The organism is Mesorhizobium sp. M0923, assembly GCF_040319365.1.
Taxonomy (GTDB): domain Bacteria; phylum Pseudomonadota; class Alphaproteobacteria; order Rhizobiales; family Rhizobiaceae; genus Mesorhizobium.
In genome coordinates this window covers 400,160-425,706 of sequence record NZ_JAMYNW010000002.1, presented here as the reverse complement: position 1 = coordinate 425,706, position 25,547 = coordinate 400,160, and the positions used below count along the sequence as shown (strand labels likewise).

Annotated in this window: 22 protein-coding genes; 8 read left to right on the top strand and 14 right to left on the bottom strand. The window is 63.2% G+C overall.

Features of this window, described 5'->3' with window-relative positions:
- Positions 1 to 13: 13 nt before the first annotated feature.
- A complete protein-coding gene (locus tag NKH89_RS05830; RefSeq protein WP_023716779.1) occupies positions 14 to 1,351 on the bottom strand; it encodes an aminotransferase-like domain-containing protein in 1,338 nt (445 codons plus the stop codon).
- A 108-nt stretch (positions 1,352 to 1,459) separates the two neighbouring features.
- On the opposite strand from NKH89_RS05830, the gene NKH89_RS05825 reads away from it, so the two are divergent.
- The 5 genes from NKH89_RS05825 to NKH89_RS05805 are packed head-to-tail and all read left to right on the top strand — an operon-like array spanning position 1,460 to position 6,265.
- Positions 1,460 to 2,449, top strand: coding sequence for a substrate-binding domain-containing protein (locus tag NKH89_RS05825; RefSeq protein WP_352908486.1), 990 nt, complete (start codon positions 1,460 to 1,462; stop codon positions 2,447 to 2,449).
- A gap of 33 nt (positions 2,450 to 2,482) precedes the next feature.
- Entirely contained in the window at positions 2,483 to 3,352 is an 870-nt protein-coding gene (locus tag NKH89_RS05820; protein WP_352908485.1) for an ABC transporter substrate-binding protein, read from the top strand.
- Between the two features lie 8 nt (positions 3,353 to 3,360).
- Positions 3,361 to 4,281 (top strand): amino acid ABC transporter permease, encoded by a 921-nt coding sequence (locus NKH89_RS05815; RefSeq protein ID WP_352484109.1) that lies wholly within the window; start codon positions 3,361 to 3,363, stop codon positions 4,279 to 4,281.
- Entirely contained in the window at positions 4,268 to 5,041 is a 774-nt protein-coding gene (locus NKH89_RS05810) for an amino acid ABC transporter ATP-binding protein (RefSeq protein WP_352908484.1), read from the top strand. Before NKH89_RS05815 ends, NKH89_RS05810 begins: the two co-directional genes overlap by 14 nt.
- A gap of 42 nt (positions 5,042 to 5,083) precedes the next feature.
- Positions 5,084 to 6,265 carry a M20 aminoacylase family protein gene (locus NKH89_RS05805; protein ID WP_352908483.1) on the top strand — a complete coding sequence of 394 codons (1,182 nt, stop codon included), beginning with the start codon at positions 5,084 to 5,086 and terminating at the stop codon, positions 6,263 to 6,265.
- Between the two features lie 265 nt (positions 6,266 to 6,530).
- On the opposite strand, the gene NKH89_RS05800 is transcribed toward NKH89_RS05805, so the two are convergent.
- From NKH89_RS05800 to NKH89_RS05785, 4 genes are all read right to left on the bottom strand, one after another.
- Positions 6,531 to 7,955 carry a hypothetical protein gene (locus NKH89_RS05800; protein ID WP_352908482.1) on the bottom strand — a complete coding sequence of 475 codons (1,425 nt, stop codon included), beginning with the start codon at positions 7,953 to 7,955 and terminating at the stop codon, positions 6,531 to 6,533.
- A gap of 160 nt (positions 7,956 to 8,115) precedes the next feature.
- A complete protein-coding gene (locus tag NKH89_RS05795; RefSeq protein ID WP_352908481.1) occupies positions 8,116 to 10,098 on the bottom strand; it encodes an ABC transporter permease in 1,983 nt (660 codons plus the stop codon).
- Complete coding sequence (locus tag NKH89_RS05790; RefSeq protein WP_023716786.1) at positions 10,095 to 11,171, bottom strand: quaternary amine ABC transporter ATP-binding protein; 1,077 nt, start codon at positions 11,169 to 11,171, stop codon at positions 10,095 to 10,097. The genes NKH89_RS05795 and NKH89_RS05790 overlap by 4 nt, the downstream gene beginning before the upstream one ends.
- A gap of 73 nt (positions 11,172 to 11,244) precedes the next feature.
- A complete protein-coding gene (locus NKH89_RS05785) occupies positions 11,245 to 12,219 on the bottom strand; it encodes an ABC transporter substrate-binding protein (protein WP_352639052.1) in 975 nt (324 codons plus the stop codon).
- 85 nt (positions 12,220 to 12,304) lie between these two features.
- Between NKH89_RS05785 and NKH89_RS05780 the strand changes: the two genes are divergently transcribed.
- Entirely contained in the window at positions 12,305 to 12,487 is a 183-nt protein-coding gene (locus NKH89_RS05780) for a hypothetical protein (RefSeq protein ID WP_352908480.1), read from the top strand.
- Between the two features lie 291 nt (positions 12,488 to 12,778).
- Positions 12,779 to 13,855, top strand: a complete 1,077-nt coding sequence (locus NKH89_RS05775) for a D-alanine--D-alanine ligase family protein (protein ID WP_352908479.1) — start codon at positions 12,779 to 12,781, stop codon at positions 13,853 to 13,855.
- Between the two features lie 55 nt (positions 13,856 to 13,910).
- Here NKH89_RS05775 and NKH89_RS05770 read toward each other — a convergent pair whose 3' ends face one another.
- The 5 genes from NKH89_RS05770 to NKH89_RS05750 all read right to left on the bottom strand — a co-directional run bounded on the left by NKH89_RS05770 (position 13,911) and on the right by NKH89_RS05750 (position 19,209).
- Complete coding sequence (locus tag NKH89_RS05770) at positions 13,911 to 14,696, bottom strand: glucose 1-dehydrogenase (RefSeq protein WP_352908478.1); 786 nt, start codon at positions 14,694 to 14,696, stop codon at positions 13,911 to 13,913.
- 8 nt (positions 14,697 to 14,704) lie between these two features.
- Complete coding sequence (locus NKH89_RS05765) at positions 14,705 to 15,469, bottom strand: SDR family oxidoreductase (RefSeq protein ID WP_352845925.1); 765 nt, start codon at positions 15,467 to 15,469, stop codon at positions 14,705 to 14,707.
- 126 nt (positions 15,470 to 15,595) lie between these two features.
- Positions 15,596 to 17,104, bottom strand: coding sequence for a sugar ABC transporter ATP-binding protein (locus NKH89_RS05760; protein ID WP_023716792.1), 1,509 nt, complete (start codon positions 17,102 to 17,104; stop codon positions 15,596 to 15,598).
- A 33-nt stretch (positions 17,105 to 17,137) separates the two neighbouring features.
- Positions 17,138 to 18,076, bottom strand: a complete 939-nt coding sequence (locus NKH89_RS05755) for a sugar ABC transporter substrate-binding protein (RefSeq protein WP_352484098.1) — start codon at positions 18,074 to 18,076, stop codon at positions 17,138 to 17,140.
- 149 nt (positions 18,077 to 18,225) lie between these two features.
- Complete coding sequence (locus tag NKH89_RS05750) at positions 18,226 to 19,209, bottom strand: ABC transporter permease (RefSeq protein WP_502896874.1); 984 nt, start codon at positions 19,207 to 19,209, stop codon at positions 18,226 to 18,228.
- A 292-nt stretch (positions 19,210 to 19,501) separates the two neighbouring features.
- Here NKH89_RS05750 and NKH89_RS05745 point away from each other — a divergent pair, with 292 nt between their 5' ends.
- On the top strand, positions 19,502 to 20,464 hold the full coding sequence (locus tag NKH89_RS05745) for a sugar-binding transcriptional regulator (protein ID WP_031193335.1): 963 nt from the start codon (positions 19,502 to 19,504) through the stop codon (positions 20,462 to 20,464).
- Here the strand turns inward: NKH89_RS05745 and NKH89_RS05740 are convergent.
- The 4 genes from NKH89_RS05740 to NKH89_RS05725 all read right to left on the bottom strand — a co-directional run bounded on the left by NKH89_RS05740 (position 20,454) and on the right by NKH89_RS05725 (position 25,405).
- Positions 20,454 to 21,953, bottom strand: a complete 1,500-nt coding sequence (locus NKH89_RS05740; protein ID WP_023716796.1) for a xylulokinase — start codon at positions 21,951 to 21,953, stop codon at positions 20,454 to 20,456. The genes NKH89_RS05745 and NKH89_RS05740 overlap by 11 nt on opposite strands.
- A 20-nt stretch (positions 21,954 to 21,973) precedes the next feature.
- Positions 21,974 to 23,296 carry an NAD(P)H-dependent oxidoreductase gene (locus NKH89_RS05735; RefSeq protein ID WP_023716797.1) on the bottom strand — a complete coding sequence of 441 codons (1,323 nt, stop codon included), beginning with the start codon at positions 23,294 to 23,296 and terminating at the stop codon, positions 21,974 to 21,976.
- Between the two features lie 225 nt (positions 23,297 to 23,521).
- On the bottom strand, positions 23,522 to 24,628 hold the full coding sequence (locus NKH89_RS05730; RefSeq protein WP_352484096.1) for a mandelate racemase/muconate lactonizing enzyme family protein: 1,107 nt from the start codon (positions 24,626 to 24,628) through the stop codon (positions 23,522 to 23,524).
- A 51-nt stretch (positions 24,629 to 24,679) separates the two neighbouring features.
- Positions 24,680 to 25,405 (bottom strand): GntR family transcriptional regulator, encoded by a 726-nt coding sequence (locus NKH89_RS05725; RefSeq protein WP_352908476.1) that lies wholly within the window; start codon positions 25,403 to 25,405, stop codon positions 24,680 to 24,682.
- Positions 25,406 to 25,547 lie beyond the last annotated feature (142 nt).

Below are 25,547 nucleotides of genomic sequence, written 5' to 3'. Positions count from 1 at the left end.
CGATTGCCTTGCCTCAGACAACGTCCCGCGCCGGGTCGGCCGCCAGCGCCAGGGAATTTGCGACGTGCTCGAGGTGCTCCTCGCTCAAGATGCTGGTCGCGACGCGCACGGCACTGGTCTTCCCGGTCGAAAACTTGGCCCCGGCATGGACCGCGATGCCGTGGGCAGCCAGCGTGACCATTGCGTAAGGTTCCGAAGCAACCGGAATGAGGACGCTGAGACCGTGTCCGGCGTCGATCCCGACATTGCGTTTCGCCAGTTCGCCGGCGAGCCGTTCGCGACGGCGGCGGTACACTTCCTTCGCCTGCTCGACCAAGACAGCCGTGGCCGGGTCTTGCAGCAGCCAGGCGGTGGCCGCCTGCAGGATACGGCTGGTCCATCCCGAGCTGAAGCTGCGATAGGACTGGATCTGTTCGACGATCGTCGCCGATCCGGACAGCACGGCGAGCCGCAGGTCCGGGCCATGGGTCTTGGAATAGGACAGGATGTGGACGACGCGATCGGGAAAACGCCGGCCAAGCGAAATGCCCGGCGCATCGGCAATATCGCCAACGCCGTCATCTTCGACAATCAGCACGTCGGTGCCGGCGAGCAGGTCGCCGATGACTTCCAGCCGCGCCGACGACATGCAGGCGCCGGTCACCGAATGGACGCGCGGCTGGAACAGGAACGCGACCGGCCGCTGCCGCAGAGCGTTGGCGAGCGCGTCGGGCAAGGGGCCGTCACTGTCGCAGTCGACCGGGATGATCGGCACGTCGAGATCTTCGAGGATGTCGAGCAGGCGAAGCGCCGTCGGATTCTCGATGGCCACAGGCGCCCCCGTCGGGACCAGCGCATGCAGCAAGGTGTAGATGGCGTTGTAACCGCCATTGGTGGCCAGGAACGCGCCGGGATCGTACGGCCATGACGGGCGCACCGCGGCCTCCAGCTCGGGCAGGATGCGCACCCGGTCGTAGCTGTTGAGCTTTTCGGCGCGCGCGCCATGCGCCAGCGCGATGTCGAGCGGCGGCAAGAGCTTCACATCGGGCTCCGCGATCGCCAGGTTCAGAATGTCCGCACCGTAATTGCCGCCGCTCATGTGGCGCTCGGGCCGGGCGGCAAAGCGGTTGCCCATGATCCAGGTGCCGTTGCGCCCGCGGCCGCCGATGATCTTGTAGCGCCGCAGCTCGCTCCACGCCTGCGAGACCGTCGCCGGGCTGACGCCGAGCACATAGGCAAGATCGCGCACCGGCGGAAGCTTTGCGCCGACAGGCAGCGCGCCGCTTCTGATCAGCGCGCTGGTCTCGCGCGCGATGCCGCGCGTCGTGCGGTCACCGAGGCGTTCAGCGAACCATCCTGCATCGAAATCCATCGAATCAACGACTGTCAGTGTGAATGTTCAGTAACATAATAACATTTGATCGGCCAAAAATAAACATTTACCAATCGCCGGTCAAACATAGCTTTGAAGTTCATGCCGATGCCCGCCTCCACCACGCCCGTCTCCATCACCATAGCCACCCGCGATTGGGACTACCTCACTCCCTTGGTCCTGGGTGACGTCACTTCGAGCCGCCTGTCGGTGAAGGTCGACCGTGTCGCCACGCTGATCCCGGATCTCTGCACGGATCCGAACTACGATGCGGCGGAGGTCTCGTTCAGCCGTTATGTGTCGGCCATGGCGTCGGGCCGGGATACGGTGGTTGGAATACCGTGTTTCATCATGCGCGGCTTTCGCCACCGCTGCATCATCACGGTCAGTGACAGTCCGCTGGTACGGCTCTCCGACCTTGCCGGCAAACGCATCGGCGTCACCGGCTGGCGCGATTCCGGCAACACATGGACGCGGGCGGCACTTCGCCGCGAAGGTGTCGGCGTCGAGGACGCCCACTGGTTTGCCGGCAGGCTGACATCCGAGCACCCGGTCGCCGACCGCCTCGACGGATTCGGCAGGCCGGGTCGCATCGAAGCAGCGCCAGGCGAGCGCCCGATGATGGAGCTGCTGGCGCAAGGCGAGCTCGACGCCGTTTTCACACCCTTCATGCCGGACGGCTTTTTCGGCCCGGCTTCCGGCTTCCGGCAAGTGCTGCGCGATTTTCGCGCGGCCGAACGCGCCTATTTCGCCGACGTCGGTTATGTCCCGGGCATGCATCTGGTCGCCGTCAAGGCCGTCCTGGCCAGGGAGCACCCCTGGCTGCCGCAGGAACTCGCCAGGCTGATCGACGAAAGCCAGCGCGTCTGGACGGGCAAGCGCCGAAAATATGCCGATACCTCGCCCTGGATCCTCGAGGAGCTGCTTCATGCGGGGCGCGACCTGCCTGCCTCCTGGAACGCCAGCGGCCTGCCCGCCAACCGGCGCATGATCGAGGATTTCGTCACCGAGCTACATGCCCAGGGCATTCTGACGGAACCGATTTCCGCCGAAGCCTTGTTTCCTTTCGACGCCAGGTCGCGGGCCACCGCAGCCTGACAACGCGCAACGAAGAACACGAAGGAGAATGCCATGAGGACAATCAGCTTCATATTCGCCTCGCTCGTCACCATTCTGGCGCAGGCCAGCTTCGCCCAGGATATCCAGAAGCAATCGGTGAACGAAGATTTGCGGGCCCGGCTGCCGGAAGAGATCCGCACGGCGGGAAAGATCACGGCCGTCAACAACGGCTCGTTCCCGCCCTATGAGATCGTCACCGGCACCGAACTGACCGGGACAACCAGGGACATTTCCGACGCCATCGGCCAGCTGCTCGGTGTCGAAGTCGATCACGCCTCGGTCGCCGGCTTGCCGGCCTTGCTGAGCGGCATCAATGCCGGCCGTTATCAGTTCGCGATGGGACCTGTCGGCGACTATCCCGACCGCCAGAAATCCAACGACTTCATCGATTGGGTGCGCGAATACGTCGTCTTCGCCGTCGAGAAGGGCAATCCGCAAGGCATCACCTCGCTCGACACGGCGTGCGGCAAGCGCATCGCCGTGATGTCGGGTGGCTCAGCCGAAAAGGTCATCAAGCAGCAGGCGCAGAAATGCACCGAGGGCGGCAAGCCGGCCGTCGAGGTGCAATCCTTCACCGACCAGCCGAGCTCGATACTGGCCGTCCGGTCGAAGCGCTCCGACGCATTCTTCTCCTCGCAGGCGCCACTGACCTATTTCGTCGAGCAGGCGAAGGGCCAACTGGAACTTTCAGGTGTCGGCCAGGCCAATGGCTTCAAGGACATCTATCAAGGCGCCGTCGTCAAGAAGGGCTCGCCGCTGGGCGGTGTACTACTCGACGCGTTCAAGATCCTGATGAAGAACGGCACCTACGCCGCGGTGATGAAGAAGTGGGGTCTCGAGAAGAACATGATCGACGCGCCCGGCATCAACCAGGGACAGTAGAGGCTGCCATGACCGACGCGACCGCTGCCTACGCGTCCGAGGTGCCGCGACGTCCCGACGACGCTCTGCGCGATGTCAAGCGAGCCCACCGGCCGTTTCCGCTTGTCCGGCTGGCGCTCTGGGCGTTCACCGTCGCCGTGGCGGCCGGCTTCGCCTATATCGTCGCGGTCAACCCGAATTTCGGTTGGCCAGTCGTCGCCCAGTATTTCTTCGATCCGACGGTCATGCAGGGGCTTTCCGTAACGCTCGGCCTGACGGTCGTGGCGATGATCCTGGGTATCGTGCTCGGCCTGCTGCTCGCCATCGCCCGCATGTCGAAAGACAGGCTGGCATCTTTTCTATCCGGACTGTTCATCTGGTTCTTCCGGGGAACGCCGCTGCTGGTGCAGCTCATCCTGTGGTACAATCTTTCGACGCTGTTTCCGCGCATTTCCATCGGTTTTGCGAGCTGGAACACCAACGACCTGATCACGCCTTTGACGGCCGCTATCCTCGGTCTGGCGCTGAATGAGGCCGCCTATATGGCAGAGATCATTCGTGGTGGGCTGCTGTCGGTGGACAAGGGGCAGGCCGAAACGGCTGAAGCCTTCGGCATGACCCGCGCGCGGGCCCTGCGGCGCATCATCATCCCGCAGGCGATGCGCTCGATCGTGCCGCCGACCGGCAATCAGCTGATCAGCATGATCAAGGCGACGTCGCTGGTCAGCGTCATCGCCATGGCCGACCTGCTGTACTCCGTGCAGTCGATCTACAACCGCACCTTCGAAATCATTCCGCTGCTGATGGTTGCGGTGCTCTGGTACCTGTTGATCACCTCGGTTCTCAACGTCGCGCAGGGTGCGATCGAACGCCATTACAGCCGCGGCGACCGCGGCGCCCGCGAGAAGACGGCGACCGCCACCCTGGAGGCCGCCAATGAGCGCGCATGACACGCCCTTGGTCCGGGCGCGCAACGTTCACAAGGCCTTCGGCCCGCTCGAGGTGCTGAAGGGCATCGACCTGGACGTCGCGCCTGGCGAGGTGGTGGTCGTTCTCGGACCGTCCGGCTCCGGAAAGTCGACCTTCCTGCGATGCATCAATCATCTCGAGGCGATCGACCAAGGGGCGATCGAGGTGGACGGCGAGCAGATCGGCTACCGGCTGCACAACGGCCGTCTCGACAAGCTCTCCGATCGGGCGATCGCGGCGCAGCGGCGCAAGATCGGCATGGTGTTCCAGCAGTTCAATCTCTATCCACACATGACGACCCTTCAGAACGTCATCGAGGCTCCGGTCGGCGTTCACCGGGAGAACCGCAAGGAAGCGATCGGCTACGCCCGCGAACTGCTGACCCGTGTCGGTCTCGCCGACAAGATCGACGCCTATCCGCGCCAGCTTTCAGGCGGCCAGCAGCAGCGCGTCGCCATCGCCCGTGCGCTCGCCATCCGCCCGAAATTGATGCTCTTCGACGAGCCGACGTCGGCGCTCGATCCGGAGTTGGTCGGCGAGGTGCTCGCCACCATGCGCGATCTTGCCAGGCAGGGCTTGACCATGATCGTGGTCACGCATGAGATCGGCTTCGCCCGCGAAGCGGCGGATCGGGTGGTGTTCATGGACGACGGCAATGTGATCGAGGCCGGGCCTCCGGACGAGGTTCTCGCCAAACCCAGGCACCCGCGCACGCGGGCCTTTTTAAGCCGTTTCATCTAACAGAAAAGCCGGCGCCATTACGTGCTCGGCAAAGGACCCCTCATGCCAAAGACCTCCAACCAGTTCGCCGATGTTTCCGACTTCGCCGACAAGGCCGCCGAGCTTGCTGCGGCTCGCCAGCACCTGCACGCGCATCCCGAGCTTTCCTTCCAGGAGCACGAAACGGCTGCATACGTTGCCGAACGGCTCGAAAGCTGGGGCTATGAGGTGACACGCAATGTCGGCGGGCTCGGGGTCGTCGGCCGCTTGCGCCAAGGCAGCGGCCGCAGCATTGCCATCCGCGCCGACATGGACGCCTTGCCGATCACCGAAGCGACCAATCTCCCTTATGCCAGCCAAGCCAGCGGCAAGATGCACGCCTGCGGCCATGACGGCCACACCACGATGCTGCTCGGCGCGGCCGAATACCTGGCGCGCACGCGCCATTTCAACGGCACGGTGAACCTCATCTTCCAGCCGGCCGAGGAAGCCGGCAAAGGAAGCGGGGCGCAGGCGATGATCGCCGACGGCCTGTTCGAGCGCTTTCCCTGCGATGCGATTTTCGGGCTGCACAACCATCCGGGCGCGCCGGCGGGTTCCTTCCTGGTGCGCGCGGGGCCGCTGATGGCAGCGAGCGATACCGTCACCATCAAGATCGCCGGGCGTGGCGGCCACGCCTCGCGTCCGCACCTGACGGTCGACCCGATCGTCGCTGCCGCCAACATCATCATGACCCTCCAGACGGTGGTGTCGCGCAACGTCAACCCGATCGAGACGGCTGTCGTCACCGTCGGCACCATTCACGGCGGCACGGCCTCCAACGTCATCCCCGAACAGGCCGAGATCACGCTCAGCGTCCGCTCCTTCTCGGTCGAGATTCGCGATAGGCTCGAGCAGCGTATTCGCAGTATCGCAGCACTTGTGGCGCAGGCGCATGGCGCAACCGTCGAGATCGACTACGAGCGCGGCTACCCGGTGGTGGTCAATTCCGAGAGCGAGACGTCCTTTGCGACAGACGTCGCTGTCGAACTCGTTGGTCACGACAAGGTGGCCGTCTGCCCGTTGATCCCCGGCAGCGAAGACTTTTCCTATTTCCTCGAGCACAAACCCGGTTGCTTCCTCCGCCTCGGCAACGGCGAGGATTCAGCCATCCTTCACAGCTCGAAATATGATTTCAACGACGGCAATTTGACCGTCGGCGCAGCGCTCTGGGCTCGATTGACCGAGAGATTCCTGGCCGCTTGATCCATACTTGCGGCTGGGATCGCCGATCGGCCGGTCGAGCAGAATTGGGGCGACCGGCCGCGCGACGATGCTCAACGAATTCTCACCCATTCCCCCTCTTCGAATGCGATAAGAGCTTCACTTTCAGACGAACAAAAAGTCACTCGTTGTCAGCGGGCTCGCAAAGTTTGCGAGAGTAACTTGATCGACTCCCGCGGTAATAATGGTGTCGGTTCCACTTTGCGCAATTGTGAGATCATCGAACGATTGCACGCCCTCCACGCCACTAAACACGATAGTGTCGCCTTGGGTCTGGCTGAAGTCGTAGATGGTGTTTTGGGTTCCGACCGTCATTGAACCATCGTCCTTGAATATGGAATTGGTCTGCGCCGCCCTGAGCCAACTCGCTCAGTTGTCCATCCCCCCACATGTCATTGATGACCGTGCAGCCAGGTGCCGCGCTCCCTGCGTACAGGACATCGTTGCCGCCCTGAGCCGAACCGGACATTTGCAGAGCGTCGCCGCACAGGAAGTTGCGAACTTGGCCGCTTTCGCTGTTCTGGCCCCCGGTAAGAATGTCATTGCCGCCCTGGGCGGAGCCGGACATAGCGCGCGCGTCGCCGGACAACTCGTTTAGAACGTCAGGAAAGGCGCTCTTGTCCCCGCCGGTCAGGGTGTCATTGCCGCCCACAGCGTTGCCGAGCATCGTCACGGCGTCGCCATACCCCACATTATGGGCGGTGCCTTGCAGCACGGCCACGTCATCGCCCCCAAGCGCATGGTCGAACATACTGCCGCCCGCGTCACCGTAGAACGTTACCCGGGACCCACCCACGCTCGTGAAGGTGTCGTTGCCGCCCGTGGCAAAACCGGAAAGATCGCCGCCCGCATCGCCATAGAGAGTTTTGCTCCCGAGATCCCCAAACGTGTCTGTGTAATAGTCGTCGCCGCCCAGAGCACGGCCAGACATGTTGCCGCCGGCGTCGCCGAAGAAAGTGTTGGTGGAAAAGGAGCGGCCCGTAAAGGTATCGTTGCCACCCCTACTGTCGTCCGACATGTCGCCGCCGGCATCGCCGTAGAAAGTGTTGAATGAATCGCTCTTGCCCGTGAAGCTATCGTCGCCGCCCCGCGCATTGCCGGACATGTTGCTGCCGGCGTCTCCGTAGAAAATGTTATTGGCTTCTTTCGAGCCCTCGAAGGTGTCGTTGCCGCCCTTGCTGCGATCGGACATCTCGCCGCCTGCATCACCGTAGAAGGTGTGGTCGGCTCCTTGTTTGGTTTGGGTCAGGAAAGTGTCGTCACCCCCATGAGCATGGCCGAGCATGTTGCCGCCGGCGTCACCATAGAAGGTATCGACTACCTGCCTTGCCAATCCACTGTTGAAGGTATCGTTGCCGCCCTTGCTGTGGTCCGACATATCGTCGCCCGCGTCACCATAGGCAGTCGTCGTGGTGGACGAAAGCCCCGTGGTGAAGGTGTCGTCACCGCCCCGAGCAAAATTGAACAAGCTCCGAGCCGCGTCACCGTAGAAGGTGTAGGTCGACGGTGCGGTTTCCGTAAAGGTATCGTTGCCGCCTCTCGAGAAATCGAGCAGGCTGCCGCCGGCGTCGCCGGTCAAGATATTCGTGTTTGGATCGCCTGTGAGGGCGTCATCGATACCCCACTGATGATCTGCTAGATCACCGGTAGTAAAGGGAACGCGTTTAGACATTATCCGCTCTCCTGTTGAGCCTACCCGTCCCATCACAGCCGTACGATGTGAGCCAAGAGCGAGCAATAATCCCGAAGGGCTATGTCGTTAGGCGTAGGGATCGGTAACTCGTCACCGGGGCGCCATTAGCGGCAGCTTCCTGTGGCCGTCCTATTCCCGGCTATCCCAGCCTCGCTCTCGCCTTGGCCGTCCATGCATTGAACAGCCGGTCGGCGACGATGCCGATGAAGGCGATGGCCAGGCCGGCGACGATGCCGCGGCCAGAATCGGCCTTGGACAGGGCGATGAACACTTCCTGGCCGAGATCGCGGGTGCCGACCATGGCGCAGATGATGATCATTGCCAGCGCCATCAGGATAGTCTGGTTGACGCCGAGCATGATCTCCGGCAACGCCAGCGGCAGCTGCACGCGAAAGAAGGTCTGGCGCTTGGTGCAGCCGGAAACCTTCGCCGCCTCGATCAGCGCCGGCGGCACCTGCCGGATCCCGTGATTGGTGTAGCGGATGGCCGGCACCACGGCGAAGGCGACGGTGGCGATCATCGCGGTGACGTCGCCGACTCTGAACAGCATCACCACCGGAATGATGAAGCAGAACGACGGCAGCACCTGCAGCGTGTCGATGACCGGCGTCACGATCTTTTCGAAGCGGTCGCTGCGCGATGCCATCAGCCCGATAGGGATGCCGATCAGGCAAGCGATAAAGGCCGAGATGCCGCACAGGTAGACCGTCGCCATGGTCTTTTCCCAAAGGCCGGTGACGGCACAGAACGCTGTCAATGCCGCGACCAGGGCGGCGAGGCGCAAGCCGCCGAGCTGGTATCCGGCAAGGCCGAGGAGACAAACCGCGCCCAGCCACGGAAAGCCCTCGCAGAAGGCGCGCACCGGGTTCAGCACATTGAGGATCAGCGCCACGCGGAACGCCTCGATCGTGTCGAAGAAGTTGATCGTGATCCAGTTCACCGCCGCCTTCCACAAAGGTGCGGTGGTGAAGGTGATCGCCTTCGGCACCGCGGCGAAGGCCGGCACGAACAGGCCGAACAGTGTGCTGACGGCAAGGATGGCAACGGCCAGCGTCAGATTGGGATAACGACGCCAGAAGCTCGGGCTCACGTCCTGATAGACATGGCCCTTGGCTTGATTGTGCGCGATCGCCTGGCTCAGCCGGTCGAGCGCAATTGCCAGTGCGACGATGGCGAGGCCTGCCTCCATCGCCTCGCCGACCTTGAGCGCGCGCAGCGCCAAAAGCACATCATAGCCGAGGCCGCCGGCGCCGATCATCGAGGCGATGATCACCATATTGAGCGCCAGCATGATAACCTGGTTGACGCCGACCATCAGCGTCGGCCGCGCCGACGGCAACAGCACCCGCCACAGCTTCTGCCGTGCCGTGCAGCCGGCCATCTCGCTGAAATCGTCGATCTCCGACGGCACCCGCGACAGGCCCAGCATCGTCGCCCGCACCATTGGCGGTGTCGCGAAGATTGCCGTCGCGATCGTTGCCGAGACTGGGCTGTTGCCGAACAAAAGCAGCATCGGGATGAGATAGGCGAAGGTTGGGATCGTCTGCATCAGATCGAGGGCAGGGGAGATCAATAGCCTTTCTGCCCAAGGCTTGCGCCATGCCCAGATGCCGGCGAACAGCCCGGTGACAATGCAAAACGGCACAGCGATCGAGATCAGGCCCAGCGTCAGCATGGCGCTGGTCCACTGCCCGAACAGCGCGATGTAGAGAAAACACCCGCCGACCAGCGCGCCCAGCTTCCAGCCGCCGGCAGCGCGGCCGGCAAGGTAGGCGGCAGCGCAGACGCCGACCCAGGACAGGCGCGGCAAGACGATCATATCCGCGCCATGGCCGATCTTGAAATTCTTGGCGAGAAGATTGAGCGCGAAATCGAGCGGCACGCCGAGCACGGCGGTGAGCGAGCGCGTCAGCCAGGAGAAGTTCGACTTCAGCCAGTTCATCAGCGCGCTGACCCAGTCGGCGACGGGAATGACGGCATTGGCTGGGTAATTGACCGTCCAGGGCAGGCTTTCCTGCAGCAGGAAGACAACAAGCACGGCGGCGAGCGCGCAGGCCCAGATCACCAGCCAGGTCTGACCCTGCCGCGGCCTCACTGCGCTCGCGCTTGCCGTGACCGTCATGCGCCGGCTCCGGGACGTTCGATGCCAGCGAGAAGATCGATCACCGCCTGCGGCGTTACCTCGCCGATCGGCTTGCCGGTGCCGTTGACCACCGCGAAGGGCTTGCCGGCAGAGACGATATCTGCCGAGAAACTGGCGATCTTGGCATCCGGCGCGACCGTGCCGCCATGTTCAGCGCCGTCGCAGGCGCGCATCAGGCTCTTGGCCGAGATCACCTTGGCGCGGTCGACGTCGCGGGTGAATTCGGCGACATAATCCGTCGCCGGGTTGACCACCAGCTCTTCCGGCGTGCCGATCTGGATGACCTCGCCGTCCTTCATGATGGCGATCCGGTCGGCCAGCCGGATGGCCTCGTCGAAATCATGGGTGATGAAGACGATGGTCTTGTGCAGCATGGTCTGCAGCCGCATCAGCTCGTCCTGCATCTCACGGCGGATCAGCGGATCGAGCGCCGAGAATGGCTCGTCGAGGAACCAGATTTCCGGCTTGGTGGCGAGGCTGCGGGCGATGCCGACACGCTGCTGCTGGCCGCCGGAAAGCTCGCGTGGATAGAAATGCTCGCGGCCGCGCAGGCCGACCAACTCGATGACCTCGCGAGCCCGCTTTTCGCGCGTCGGCCGGTCCTGCCCCTGGATGCCCAAAGGAAAGGCGATGTTCTCCAGTACGTTGAGATGCGGCAGCAGGGCAAAATTCTGGAACACCATGCCCATGCGGTGGCGTCGCAGCTCGATCAGCGCGGCATCGGAAATCTTGAGCAGGTCCTTGCCTTCAAACTCGACCTTGCCGTGGGTCGGCTCGATCAGCCGCGACATGCAGCGCACCAGCGTCGACTTGCCTGATCCCGAAAGTCCCATGATGATGAAGATCTCGCCTTGCCGGATTTCGAGATCGACGGCGCGCACCGCGCCAACCAGTCCGGCAGCGGCGATGTCCGCCAGGCTGGCCTTGCCGTCGCGCCGGCGGATGAAATTGGCCGCGTCCGCCCCGAACAGCTTCCAGACATTGCGGCAGGCAAGCTTTATCGGGCGGGCATCGTTGCCCGCTTTCGCCGCGCGTTCAATCGTATCGGTCATGCAATCGTCCTTCTGGAATAGGGATCGAGACCCGGCCACGAATGGCCGGGCCGTCGGATTTCCAGTCAGACGGTCACTCGGCCCAGGCCTTCCAGTCCGCTTCGTGGGCGGCGATCCACGCGGCGGCGACGTCTTCCGGCGTCTTGCCTTCGAGATCGATCTCACCGCTCATCTTGTTGAGCTCGTCGGTGTCGACCGTGTAGTTTTTCGCGACCTTGTAGGCCACCGGCCATTTGTCCTTCATGCCGGCCCAGGAATATTTCCAGATCTCGCCATGCGGCTTGCCACAGTCGTATTTCGCATCGGGGTTCACGCCCCATTTCGGGTCGGTGTAGCACTCTACAGTATAGTCGGGGAATTCGATCCATTCGCCCTTGTATTTGGCCGGTGCCCAATGCGGCGAATAGATCCACAGCATTATCGGCGCCTTGCGCTGATAGGCCGAGTCCAGTTCGGCGAACATCGCTGCATCGGTGCCGGCATGGATGACGGTGAAGGGCAGTTTCAGCGCCTCGACGCGCTCGTCGTCAAAACCTTCCCATGTCACAGGGCCGCCGAGATAGCGCCCCTTCGGTGTTGTTTCCGCCGTCGAAAAGGCCTCGGCGCATTTCGGGTCCTTCAATGCCTCCCAGTTCGGCAGGCCCGGGCATTTCTCTTTCATATATTCGGGAAACCACCATTCCTCCTTGGCCTTGGGCCCGAGCTTGCCGAGACGTTCGGTCTGGCCGGTCGCATCCGAGGCCTTCATCGCTTCGCCGGCCGTCGTGTCCCAGAACTCCATGCCGACATCGATGTCGCCATTGGTCAGGCCGGTGGTCAGGCTGGAGAGATAGTCGGCGGTCGGATATTCGACGGTATAGCCGAGCTTTTCGAGGATGCCGCCGAGGATCTTGGCGTTCAGATTGACGCTGGTCCAGTCGAACAGCGCGATCTTGATCGGGTCGTTGGATTCCGGCGCCGCTGCTTGTGCCGGTAGTGTCAGCGCGCTTGCTGCGGCAAGCGCCAAGGCTCCCATTGATAGTTTCGAAATCATGCTCCGAAGTGACATGCTTGTTCTCCTGTCAAGCTCTGGTGGACGTTATCGTTCGTTCCCTTCTTGCGTCTTTTTTTGATTGTGTTGGAAAAGCTGGTCGTTGCGCAAGGCCGTCGGCGCCACAATGCTGCCGAAGCGGATGCCGGCGCAAAGCGGGGTGGTGCCCAAATTGGTGGATGTGGCGCGGAACCGGCTGCGTCATGACTGCCGATGGATTGCTGCCGGAGCAGTCATCCGCGGATCGATCGCCGGTCTTGAGGTGCAAACCATCAAAGTCCCATGATCTCGGCTGTGGGCTCGGCAACTCGCCCAGAGCCACTTTCATGAGATGAAATTATATATACCAACGTTCACGTCGCGCAACGAATAACGCCTGCGCCAATTTCACGGCCGTCTTTTTACATGGACCCGTAGATCGGCTCGAAAAAAGCCAAGGTTGCCAGTCATCGGGTACCAGCCGCGACGACAGGACATCGACACAATGCAGCAGACCAAAGCGCCTTACTTCAGCGCCAACCGCGGTATTGCCGTCGGCTTCTGACCCTTTCAACACCAGATCATCTCCGAGGCTTGCATGACCTCTTCCTTAAACAGACTGCGCATTGCCGTGCTCTTTGGCGGACGTTCCGCCGAACATGACGTTTCGGTGCTTTCCGCAACCAATGTCATGCGTGCGCTGCTGCCTGCCAAATACGATGCCGTCCCAATCTTCGTCACGCGCGAAGGACAGTGGCTGCTGAGCAGTTTTGAGGATGGTAAGCTGGCGAAACCTGCAGGCGGCACGGAAGTTTGCCTGCTTCCGGGTGGGCGCGGACGGATGATGGCGATCCCGGCCGACGGCACGCCCTATGATCTGCCAACGATCGACATCCTGCTTCCCGTCCTGCACGGCCCCCATGGCGAAGACGGCTCGGTACAGGGGGTGGCCGAGGTGGCTCTGGTGCCGCTCGCCGGCTGCGGCATCCTGGGTTCAGCAACCGCACTGGACAAGGATATCACCAAGCGGCTCCTGAAAGCGGCGGGTCTGCCAATCGCGCGCTCAGTGACGATTCATGAAGGTGCGGCGCCTGCCCTCGCCATACTAGAAAGCGAACTCGGCCTGCCGTTCTTCATCAAACCTGCGCGTCAGGGATCGTCTGTCGGCGTCGGAAAGATCAATGCCAGCCAGGAATTCGATGGGGCGCTTGCTGAAGCCTTCCAGCACGATTGCAAGCTGTTGGCCGAGGAATTCGTTCATGGGCGCGAGATCGAATGTAGCGTGTTGGAGGACCCGGCAGGCGACCTGTTCGTCTCGCGGCCAGGCGAGATCGTGCCGGCGGAAAGCCACGGTTTCTACAGCTACGATGCCAAATACATCGACGAGAAAGGCGCGGCGCTAAAAGTGCCGGCCGAACTGCCGCCCGAGGTCGAGGCAAGCATGCGGGATGTGGCTGCAAGGGCTTTCAGAGCCGTCGGCTGTGACGGGATGGCGCGTATAGACTTTTTCCTGAGACCGGACATGCAATTCTTGGTCAATGAAATCAACACCATCCCCGGCTTCACCGATATCAGCATGTACTCCAAGGCAATGGCGGCAAGCGGCGTCAGCTATTCCGAAATCATCGACCGGCTCGTGGAACATGGATTGGCGCGGGCCGGCCGAGCAGCCTGAATGCAGCGAAGCGGCTTTCAGATCCGGCGGATGGAACGTTGGCCTGTGTCGTATCTCACGACATGATCAGGCCGCCATCGACATTGATGGTCTGCCCGGTGATGTAGGCCGCATCGTCGCTGGCGAGAAAGCTGACCAGGCCGGAGACGTCCTCGCCGCTGCCGGCGCGGCCCATCGGGATGTTCTCCACCCATTCGGCCATCAGCTCGCCGGGCTTGTAGTCGCCCATCAACTTGCCCCATGCGGCATCGTTATAGGCCCACATATCGGTGTCGATGATGCCGGGGCAGATCGCGTTGACGGTGATCTTCTCCTTCGCCACTTCCTTGGCGAGGCTCTGGGTGATGCCGACGACGCCGAATTTCGAGGCGGCATAATGCGGCGTGTAGATAAAGCCCTGCCGCGCCTGGCCGGATGCGGTGTTGATCAGCCGGCCGCCATCGCCATGCTTGCGGATGCGCGCGATCGCCTCCTGGCAGCACAGGAACACGCCCTTGGTGTTGACCGCCATCACCTTGTCCCATTCTGCCTCGGTCATCGCCTCGATCCTGGCGATGGTGATGACACCCGCGTTCTGCACGGAGATGTCGACGCGGCCGAACTGTTGCTCGGCCAGGTCGTAAAGCGCGACGACCTCTTCCTTTTTGGTCACGTCCATGCGCATCCACGCGACCCTGGCGCCCGCAGTCTTCAGATCGGCGGCAACCTCTTCGACGCGCGCGTCGATGGCGCTGACGACGACCGCAGCACCTTCCGCCGCGAAGCGCCTGGCCATTGCCGCGCCAATCCCGCCGCTCGCGCCGGTGATGACCGCCGTTTTTCCCTGGAATCGCTTCTGCATTTTTTCTCCTACCAGCAGACGAAGCCGCCATCGACGATCAGGTCGATGCCGGTGACGAAACTCGCGGCGCGGCTGGCCAGGAACACGGTCGGGCCGACCATCTCTTCCGGCGCCGCCATGCGGCCCATCGGCGTGTCGCGCTCAAAGATCCTGACCTGGTCGGCGACCTCCGGCCGCTTGTTCATCGGCGTCAGCGTGTAGCCGGGGCTGACGACGTTGACGCGCAGACCGCGATCGGCCCATTCCATGGCGAGGCTCTTCGACATGTGGATGACCGCGGCCTTCGACGAGTTGTAATGCGCCTGGGTCAGGCCGCGGTTGACAATCGAGCCCGACATCGAGGCGATGTTGATGATCGAGCCCTTGCGCCGCGTCAGCATGACACGGGCCTCGGCCTGGCAGGACAGGAACACGCCGCTGACATTGACGTCGTAGAGCTTCTGCCACTTTTCCAGCGACAGCGTCTCTGCCGGCTCAGCTCCGGCGATTCCGGCATTGTTGACGGCGACCGTCAGCGCGCCGAGCTCAGCCTCGGTACGCTCGATCGCAGCCGCCAGATCGGCCTCTGAGGTCACCGTTCCAGTCAGCACCAGTGTCTTGCGGCCGAGTGCTGTGATCTGGTGTGCGGTCTCCTCCAGCCCGCCTTTGGAGGCGTGGCCAAAGCAAGCTATGTCGGCGCCGGCCTCGGCCAGGCCGATGGCGATTGCTTGCCCGATGCCGCTGCCGGCGCCTGTCACAAGTGCCACGTCACCATGAAGATCGAATAGTTTCATCGTCGGTCCCTCTCCTCCAACCGCCGTCCTCCGGAAATAAAGGGGCGCCAACTCTGTTGCTGGCGCCCCGCGCGGTCTGGTGCCCGGGAGGATACCACCTGCTGCGCTTTGTTTCGATGGGCTGTCCTAGCTCGTGGCGAGTTCCATGACGGCGACATTGCTCGCATCACTGCGGTCGAGAATGCCGCGCTGACGGCCGCGGCTCAGCACGAGCACGCGATGCGACAGGCCGAGCACTTCCTCGAGGTCGGAACTCACCACCACCACCGCCATGCCGGAACGGGCAAGGTCGGCGATGACATCGTAGATCGCGGCGCGGGCACCGACGTCGATGCCGCGCGTCGGCTCGTCCAGGATAAACACCTTGGGCGGGCGCGACACCCATTTGGCAATGATCACCTTCTGCTGGTTGCCGCCTGAAAGCTTGCTGACCGCCTGGTTCGGCCGGCCTTTGACGCCGAGCCGGCGAATACCGGCCTCGGCGAATTTCTGCACCGCCTTCGGGAACACCCAGCCATTCGGCGCGACATGGTCGAAATTGCCGATCGCCAGATTCTCGCCGATCGTCTGGTCGAGCACCACGCCTTGCGCCTTGCGGTCTTCCGGCACCAGCACGACGCCGGCCTTGATCGCCGCCGCCGGCCCATTGAGATGCACCGGCTTGCCGGCGACGCGCACCGAGCCGGATGAGATCGGGTCGGCGCCGGCGATCGCCCTCACCAGCTCCGTGCGGCCGGCGCCGATCAGCCCGGCAATGCCGAGGATTTCGCCGGCCCGCACTGAAAAGCTGACATTTTGAAAGCTGCGTTCCGGCGAGGACAGGTTCTCGACCTCGAGCAGCGTGTCATTGCGGGGCGCCGACAAAGTCGGGAACATCCGCTCGACGCTGCGGCCGACCATCTGCTCGACGACAGTGCGCACCGGAATATCGGCGCGCTCGTGCCGCGCGACGATGCGCCCGTCGCGCATCACCACCACACGGTCGGCGATTTGGGCGATTTCGTCCAGCCGGTGGCTGATATAGATGAAGGACATGCCTTCCGCCTTGAGCTTGCGGATTTGCTGGAACAGGAGCTCCGTTTCCTCGCCGCCAAGGGCGGCCGTCGGTTCATCGAAGATCAGCAGCTCGGCATTGAGCGTCAGCGCCTTGGCAATCTCGACCTGCTGCTGGGCGGCGATACGCAGCGTGCGCACCTTGCGCTCGGGCGAGACATCGAGCCCGAGGCGCTTCAACTGGGCTGATGCCCGTGCATTCATTGCCGCGCGGTCGATGCGGCCGCCGCGCATCGGCAGGCGCCCGACATAGACGTTTTCGGCGACCGACAGATCCGGCAGCAGCTTCAGCTCCTGGTGGATCATGCCGATGCCGGCGTCGATCGCCGCGGCAGGATTGGCGGGGGAATAAGCGTTTCCCCGCCAGGTGATGGTGCCGGCATCGGGCTTGGTCGACCCGGCGATGATGTTCGAGACGGTGGACTTGCCGGCGCCGTTTTCGCCAAGCAGCGCCACGACCTCGCCCGGCCGCACCTCGAAGCTCGCATCGGCCAGGACCTGCACCGGTCCGTAGCTTTTGCAGAGGCCGCTGACGACGAGACCCAGATTGGGGCTGTGCGTGTGGCGAGGTTCGGTGGACATTGTTGCGCTCGTCGACTGCCGGACTGGTCTAAATCAGGGATGCTTGGCGATGAACTGCTCGACATTGTCCTTGGTGGTCAGCGTCGCATCCTGCAGCTGTTCTGCGGGAATGGTCTCGCCGGCCACCAGCTTGATTGCCGCATCGACGGCAAGCCGGCCCATGCCCTGGGTCTGCTGCGTCGCCGTCACGTCGAAGACGCCGTCCTTCAGCGCCTTGAGCGCCGCCACGTCGCCGTCGAAGCCGGCAACCCAGACCTTGTGGCCGGGATTGGCGACCTTGACCGCCTGCGCCGCACCGAGCGCCAGCGCATCGGCCTGGCCGATGACGATCGACACGTCGGGATGCGACTGCAACAGATCCTGCGTCAGCTTGAAACCTTCGTCCTGGTGCCAGCCTTCGCTCCACAATTCGCCGACGACCTTGATGTCGGGATAGCCCTTCAGCGCTTCGCCGCAGCCCTTCGAGCGATCGACCTCGGGCGTCGTACCCTTCTGGCCGTGGATGATGATCAGCTCGCCCTTGCCGCCGGCCTGCTTGGCGATGTAGTCGCAAACCGCTTTCGCCGATGCCACGCTATTGGTGGCGATGAAGGTGTCGCCGGGCGCGCCGTCGGCGTTGCGGTCGACATTAATGACTGGGATGCTGGCAGCCTTGGCCGTCTTGGTCGGCACGGTGGCGGCGGTGGCGCCGGCCGGAATGTAGATCAGCGCATCGATATTCTGCGTGATCAGATCCTGCACCTGGCTGACCTGGGTCGCCGAATCGCCCTTAGCGTCGACGGTGACGACCTCGATGCCCTTTTCCTTGCCGTAGGCTTCGACGGACTGCTTGATCTGGTTGAAGAAGTCGGCCTGCAGATTGGCGACGGCGAGGCCGAGCTTCTTGGCTTCCTTGGCCGAGGCCATGTCGGACAGGCTAAGCAGCGGGATGATGGCCGCGGCGGCAAGCAGCAATGAACGTTTAGTCAGCATGTTATTCCTCCGTTGATGTTCAATCTGTCCTGCCCGCGCATCGCGGCGCCCCGTGGCCGAACAACTCCCAGTTTCGGATCACCGATCCGTTTTCGCCCGAATATCCGGGTGAATCTCATTGAGCCCAATTCTTCATTGTGCCCCATTTTTCATTGTGCTCTGCGCCGCCAGGTGTCGGTGGCCACCGCCAGCGCGATCACCACGCCGATAACCACTTGCTGGATGAAGGGCGAGACACCGAGCAGGTTCAGTCCGTTGCGCAGCACGCCGATGATGAGGACGCCGATGGCTGTGCCGCCGATCGAACCGACGCCGCCCGACAGGCTGGCGCCGCCGATAACCGCCGCCGCGATGGTGTCGAGCTCGTAGCCAAGGCCGGAGCTCGGCTGGACGGAATCGAGCCGGGCGGCAAGCACGATGCCGGCGAGACCGGCCAGCACGGCGCAGATCGTATAGACCCAGTTTGTCAGCGACTTGACCGGTATGCCGGACAGCCGGGCGACTTCGGCGCTGCCGCCGATTGCGTAGAGGCTGCGGCCGGTGGCGCGATAATTCAGGAAGATCGCGAAAATGACGGCAAGCACGATCATCAGCCCGACGGTGACCGACAGGAAGCCGAAATGGCGGATGATCGACAGGCTGGTGAACCAGTCGGGAAAGCCGACGATCTGCGAGCCGTCGGTGATCATATTGGCGAGACCGCGCGCCACCGACATCGTGGCCAGCGTGGCGATGAAGGGCGGCAGCTTGGTGACCGTCACCAGCAGGCCCGAAACCAGCCCGCAAAGGCCGGCGACGACGAGGGCTGCGGCGATGCCGGCCGGCAGGCCGAGATTGAGATAGTCCGGATGGGCGACGAAGCCCATCACCATGGAAGCCAGCGCCAGCACCGAGCCAACGGACAGGTCGATGCCGCCGATCAGGATGACCAGCGTCATGCCGATCGCCATGATGCCGAGTACGGTAACCTGGTCGAGCACGTTGAGGATGTTGCGGATGGTCAGGAACGTATCGGTGGTCAGCGAGAGCGCCAGGCACAGCAGGACCAGCCCGATCAGCGGGCCCATGGTTCCGGCAAAGACAGCCGAAAACTTTGCGCCCGTCGTGGCCTGCGTACCAGAGCCTGCTTTCAACTCGCTTGCGTCGTTGCTCACAGCCACTTCGTCTCCTCCACAGCAATCCGGCGCTGCATCACCGGGCCACTTTGTTCACCAGGCCCCTCCATGTGAACAATTTATCTTTAACATGCAATTTTGTTCAGCTAAACTGTTCGTCGGAAAATTGTCAAGGCCTGCCGTTTCATTCGACGACGGTTTGCGCTGTCCGCCGGTTTGCCTTACGCAAGGTCTCGGAAATCTTGGGCATTTCGAAGTCGCCGGATTGGAATATCATGAGCAGAGCCGGCGGCTGCGGCAAGGCAAACAGATGACGATCGTAGAGAACGAAAGAGCCTCGCGCTTTCCCGACGCCGAACTCAAGGCCCGCGCCGCCTGGCACTATTATGTCGAGGGTCTTACACAGGAGCGGATTTCCGAAATTCTTGGCGTCGGCCGCATCAAGGTACATCGCATTCTCTCAGCCGCCCGCGAAGAGGGTGTCGTCCAGTTTCGCATCCGCGACAGCGTCGTCGAATGCGTGGTTTTGGAGGAAAGCCTCAAGCAGAGGTTCGGGCTCAGCCAGGCTGTTGTGGTGCCGTCGGCTGCCGACCGAAGCAACGCACCGCTGATGATCGGCCACGCCGCCGCCGCCTATCTGGCCGACCATGTGAATGCCGGCGATGTCATTGCGCTGGGCTGGGGGCGGACGCTGAAATTCGCCATCAATGAGTTGCCAAGGCGGCCTATCGCCAGGACCACGGTGGTTTCGATGCTTGGCGGCCTGACCCATGCACAGCCGCTCAACCCGACAGAAAGCGCCTGGGATTTCGCCGAGAAGATCGGTGCGGAGTGCTTCCTGCTGCCGGTGCCGGTCTATGCCGACCGGCCGGAACAGCGCGACGCGTTCATGAGCCAGCGCAGCGTTCAGGACGTTGTCTTCCGTGCACGCCGGGCAAACATTGCCGTGCTCAGCGTCGGCTCGTTTTCCAACGACAGCCCGATCGCCAATTACGGCTTCATCAAGCCAAGCGAACTCGAGGAACTGCAGGCGGCCGGCGCCGTCGGCGATATTCTGTGTCATTTCATCGACGCCGAGGGCCGCCCGGTCGACCACGAGGTGAACCGCCGCGTCTGTGCCTATCCGCTGCAGGATCTGTCGGATATCCCGAGCATCATCCTGGTGTCGGGAGGGCAGGAAAAGATTGCCATCATGCGGGCAGCACTCGCCAACACCAAGGTATCGGTTCTGATCACCGACGAGGATGCGGCAAAGGGGCTGCTCAACCGCTAGTCGCGTTGAGAGCACTCAGCCGCACGTGGATATCGCGCGTCGCTTGATAGAGATCGCGGTAGATTGCCTTGCGGCCGCGATAGCCGGCAACAAGTCCATCGACCGGGTCGACATGCATGGTGGGAGCGGCAGCCATTGCCTTTGCGGCGGCTTCCGGCGAGGCAAACCAGCCGACCGCGGCGGCCGCCAGCATGGCGGCGCCGAGTGCGGCGGCTTCGTTGACCGGCGAAACCGAGATCGGCCGCTCGAGCACGCTTGCCATGATCTGCATGAGGAGTACGCAATTGGTGCCGCCGCCGGCGGCAATCATCGCCGCCTGTCCGCCGGCCTGGGCTTCCATGGCCTCGGTGGCAACGGCCTGCTCGAAGGCGATGCCTTCCAGGACAGCGCGGAAAAGATGCTCCGGCCGGTGGTCGAGCGACAGGCCGACAATGGCGCCACGCGCGGCACCATCCCAATAGGGGCTCATGACGCCGGCCCAATAGGGCATGACGAGCAGGCCCTCGCTGCCAGCGGCAACCTCCAGCGCCGCTTTCTCCAGTGCTGCCGCCGACGGCGAACCGGTCGTGCGGACAATCCAGTCGACCAGTTGCATGCCCGAACGCAGCACTGTCTCCAGCATGAAACCGGAACCGGTCGGCGAGACCAGCGTGCGAAAGGCGTCCGAGGTTTTCACCTTGCCGGAATAGCAGCCGCTGACCACGCCGGAGCCGAGCGAGAGATAGCTCTTGCCTTCGCCGTAGACGCCCATGCCGAGGCCCATCGCCTGGCCGTCCCCAGCGCCGGCAACGACCGGCGTGCCGGCCCTCAGGCCGGTCAGTTGCGCCGCGGTTGCGGAAAGCCCGCCGCAAATTGCGCCCGGCGCGACCAGGTCGGGCAATTGCTCCATCTGCAGTCCGGCGGCCGCAACGAGGCGGGGATGCCAGGTACCTCTCTCGACGTCGAGGAGCCCGAGCGGATCCGCACTTGCGGTGCTGGTGACCAATCGCCCGGTCAGCCGCTGGACGAAGAAACCGTGCACGTCGACCAGTGCCGCTGCCTGGTGAAGCACCTGAGGCTGGTGTTCGGCAAGCCAGGCGATGGCATAGAGCGCCGGCGTCGGGTCCGGCGGCTTGCCGCTCCAGTCGCGGATCGCCTCGCGGCCGAGTTCGGCCGAAAGCCTGATAACCTGCGGCCGGGCGCGTTCGTCCAGCCACAGGATCGCCGGAATAAGTGGTTTGCCGGCGCTGTCGACCAGCGTGAAGGTCTCGCGCTGGTGGGCAATGGAGATCGCCGCCACGCGGAAAGCGCCGACCGCCTCAGTGACCTGCTTCAATGCGCCAAGCAGCGCCGTCCACCAATGTTCGGCGTCCTGCTCGAAATGGCTGGGCTTCGGATTTGAAAGCGGATAAGTCTCGCGCGCCTGGAACAGCTCCTCGCCGTCGCGGGTGAAGGCAATCGCCTTCACGGCCGTGGTCGAGGCGTCGATCCCGATTACGATATCGTCCATCAGGCGGAGATCCGGCGGGGTCAAGCCGCGTTGGTAGCGAACCGTCCGTCCGACTGATCGAGACGACGGCGGATCTGGGTTATCACCATCGAATCGTCGGGTACACAATTTTCATAGGTCAGGAAATCGCCGATCTTGAGCGGCTTGACCACCTTGGCCCGTTCGGCAAGGCCGAGCGGCAGCGCGCCCCGGGCGCGTGCATCTTCCCATGTCATGGCGAAGCCGCGATAGTCGTTCTCGCCGATCATGCCGAGCGACTGGCCGACGCCAAGATCGCTCTTGGCAACCGCCACCGCCTCGGCGACCGGACGGTCGAGCGGCTCCATGTCGGCCCGTTTGTAGACGACGGCGCGCGCCGCCGACAGCGGCACTTCCAGGCTGGTCAGATGATAGGGCCGGAAGATCGTGAAATAGGGGCCTTTGCCGACCTTGAGGTCGATCATGCGCTCCAGCACGCGCGGATGCTGGGTCTCGATGATGCAGAACACGCCGGGCGCCACGCCCTTGCCGATCGAATAATCGACCACGCCCTTGCGATGCAGCACGCCGCCATCCTCGCGCGGGCAGAGCACGCTGGCGAGTTCCTCCAGCGTTGCGGTTGGGCCGTGCATGCCCGGCACGTCGGGCACCAGGCCGGTGGCATTGGCGATCGCCACCATTTCGATGGCCGTCTTCGAGCCGTCGACGAATTCGACCAGCATGCGCGCATTCATGTTGCGCTCGGCCGCTTCTTTCTCGTAATCGGCCGGCATGGCGTCGATCTTCAGCGGATTGTTCTTGCCCTTGCCGGCGGCGATGATGTTGAAGCCGAGGCTTTTGGCAAAGCCGATGATCTCCAGCGTGCAGGCCGGCTCGTCGCCGGCGGCACCGGTATAGACGACGCCGGCCTTGCGTGCCTCGTCCTTGAGGAAGCGGCCGATCGTGATGTCGGCCTCGACATTGAGCATGACGATGTGCTTGCCGTTCTTCATCACTTCCAGCGCGAAGAGCGTGCCGATATTGGGATTGCCCGTCGCGTCGATGATGACGTCGATCCGGCCGGCCGCCGCCAGCGCGTGCAAATCTTCGGTCACCGCAATCTTGCCGGCCTCGATGGCGCGGTCGATCGCCGCCGCATTGCCGGCCTGGACGATGTCGGAACGGTCGTGGCCAGCGAGCAGCGCCGCGTCGATCGCTGCCTGCGGCCTGACCTCGGAAATAGCGCCGATCCGCATGCCCGGCATCAGTGCCACCTGGACGACGATGTCGGTGCCCATCTGACCGGCGCCGGCAAGCCCGATGGTGATCGGCCCCTGCTGTTCAGCGCGCTGCAGAAGTTCCGCTGCAAATTGCGGATGGGACATGTCGCTTCCTCCAGTTCTTGACGCGCCGCAGCGTCCAAATCAACGTTTTGAACATTCCTATTTCCAAATGAAAAATATTTCAACCTGCAATTGGGACATTCCCGCTCTGGAATGGCCGATCGCTTGGGGTCAGCTGCCGGTCAGGGCACGACCTCTGCAGGTAGCCGGACGGCGCCGACCGATGCGGGTTGCTCGACGTTGCCTTGAGGTGGCGCGGTCTCTACCTCAGCTGCCGATCTCGAAGAAGGGCGCGCCGAGCAGGTCGGGAACGACATCGATGCCAAGTCCCGGCCCGTCCGGAATGCCCATGCGGCTGCCCGAGACCGGCGGCATATTGGATGCGGTGCGCACCGTCACCCATTCGTGGAAGGCGATGGCGTGCAGCCGGCGCTCCTCGGGCGTCGACAGCGACAGATGCGCCATGGCCGATGTGTCGATCTCGGCGCCGCCAGTGTCCTCGACGGTGATCATGAAGCCGAGATCGACGGCGAGGTCGCGGATTTGGCGCGTTTTGGTCACTCCTCCGAGCCGCGAGATCTTCAGCGTCAGCCCGTCGGCAGCGCGCTTGCGGTGGATGTCGAGCATGTCGTCCAGCGAGGCGACGGATTCGTCGAGCACCATCGGTTTGTCAAGCGAGCGGCGCACCGACATGCATTCGTCGATCGTCGTGCAGGGCTGTTCGAACGTGTAGTCGATGGTGCGCGTCGCATCCACGAACTGGCGTGCCTGGTAAGGCGTCCAGCCGGCATTGGCGTCGCAGAAGATGACGGTGCCCTTCGGCACCGCGGCGGCGACGGCTGTGACGCGTTCGATGTCGTCATGGACGTTGCCGCCGACCTTGACCTGCAGTCGATGAAAGCCGTCTTTGACGATGCGCTTGGCAAGTGCAGCCATCGCGTCGACCGTGCCATGGGTGACGACCTTGTAGAGTTCGGCCGTCTCGCTCTCGCGTCCGCCAAGCAACGTAACCAGCGGCACGTCGGCGGCGCGCGCCGCGAGATCGGAGCATGCCATGTCGAGCGCCGACTTGACGTAGGGATGGCCCTTGAACACCGTATCCATGAGCCTGTTGATCCCGGCAAGCCCGCGTGGGTCATGGCCCATGAGATGCGGCGCGATCTCGACGACGCCGGCGCGCGTGCCGGCGGCGAACGCCGGTGAATAAAAATTGCCGAGCGGCGCCATCTCGCCCCAGCCGGTGAGCCCGCTATCTGCGATGACGGCGACGATCACCGCGTCGAACGCATCGGCGACGCGCCCCTTGGACATACGATAAGGCCCGTCAACGAAGGGCTGCACGACATGGTAGGCTTTGATGGTTTTGATCTGCACGTTTTCTGTCCGTTGCCTATGTTCCGGGATGACCCGCCAAACTTGTCGGTTTCAACCGCCTTCGGGCCGGCCGCTACGATCGGCACCGGCGCCCTTTGAGCCGCGCTCTTCCAGCCCGCGCGCATAGGCGAGCAGTTCCTCGAAATCCAAATCGATATGCTCCTTGGCGTGGCGCTGGGCAGCGCGCATGTCGCTGCCCTGGAGCAACTGCACATAGGTTTCGTGAGCGTCTTCGGCAGGCACCGGCTCGTTGCGGGCCCGCTGGTGCAGCGCAAAATACATCTGCAGCCGGCTGGCCAGCCGCTGCCAGGTTTCCAGCAGCACCGAGTTGTCGGCCCATTCGTGGATCAGTCCATGCAGTTGCAGCGCCGTTTCGATCTGCCGCGTCGTGTCCAACTCGCGCGTCGCCTGCTTCACCGCCGCATGCCGCCGGTCGATCTCGTCGAAGAAGCGCTGGTCGCGAAGCGGCCAGGTCCGCTCGATGGCGAATTCGTCCAGCACCTTGTTGAGCGAATAGGCATCGTCGATGTCCTTGGCGGTAACGTCGATGACGAAGGTTCCGGCGTAGGGGATGCTGGTCAGGATGCCTTCCTGCACCAGCTCGCGCGTCGCCTCACGCAGCGGCGCACGACTCACCCGCATCTGCTCGGAAATCCTGAGTTCGTTGAGTTTTTGTCCTGGCTCTAACTGGCCGGTCAGGATCGCGCGCCGGAGCAGCGCCACGATCTCGGCCCGGCGTGTCGTATCCGCGATCGGACTGAAATCCAGCTTCGCCATTCGGTGCTCCAGGAGACCAAAAGCTACACAAGCAGATTGTCGACAATCTAACAAGAGGGTAATTGCGGGTTCAGGTTCTCCGCTGGCCAGCTGCTTGCGGCAGACGGGTACGTCACGGCGCGCTCTACTTGCGCCTTCATGG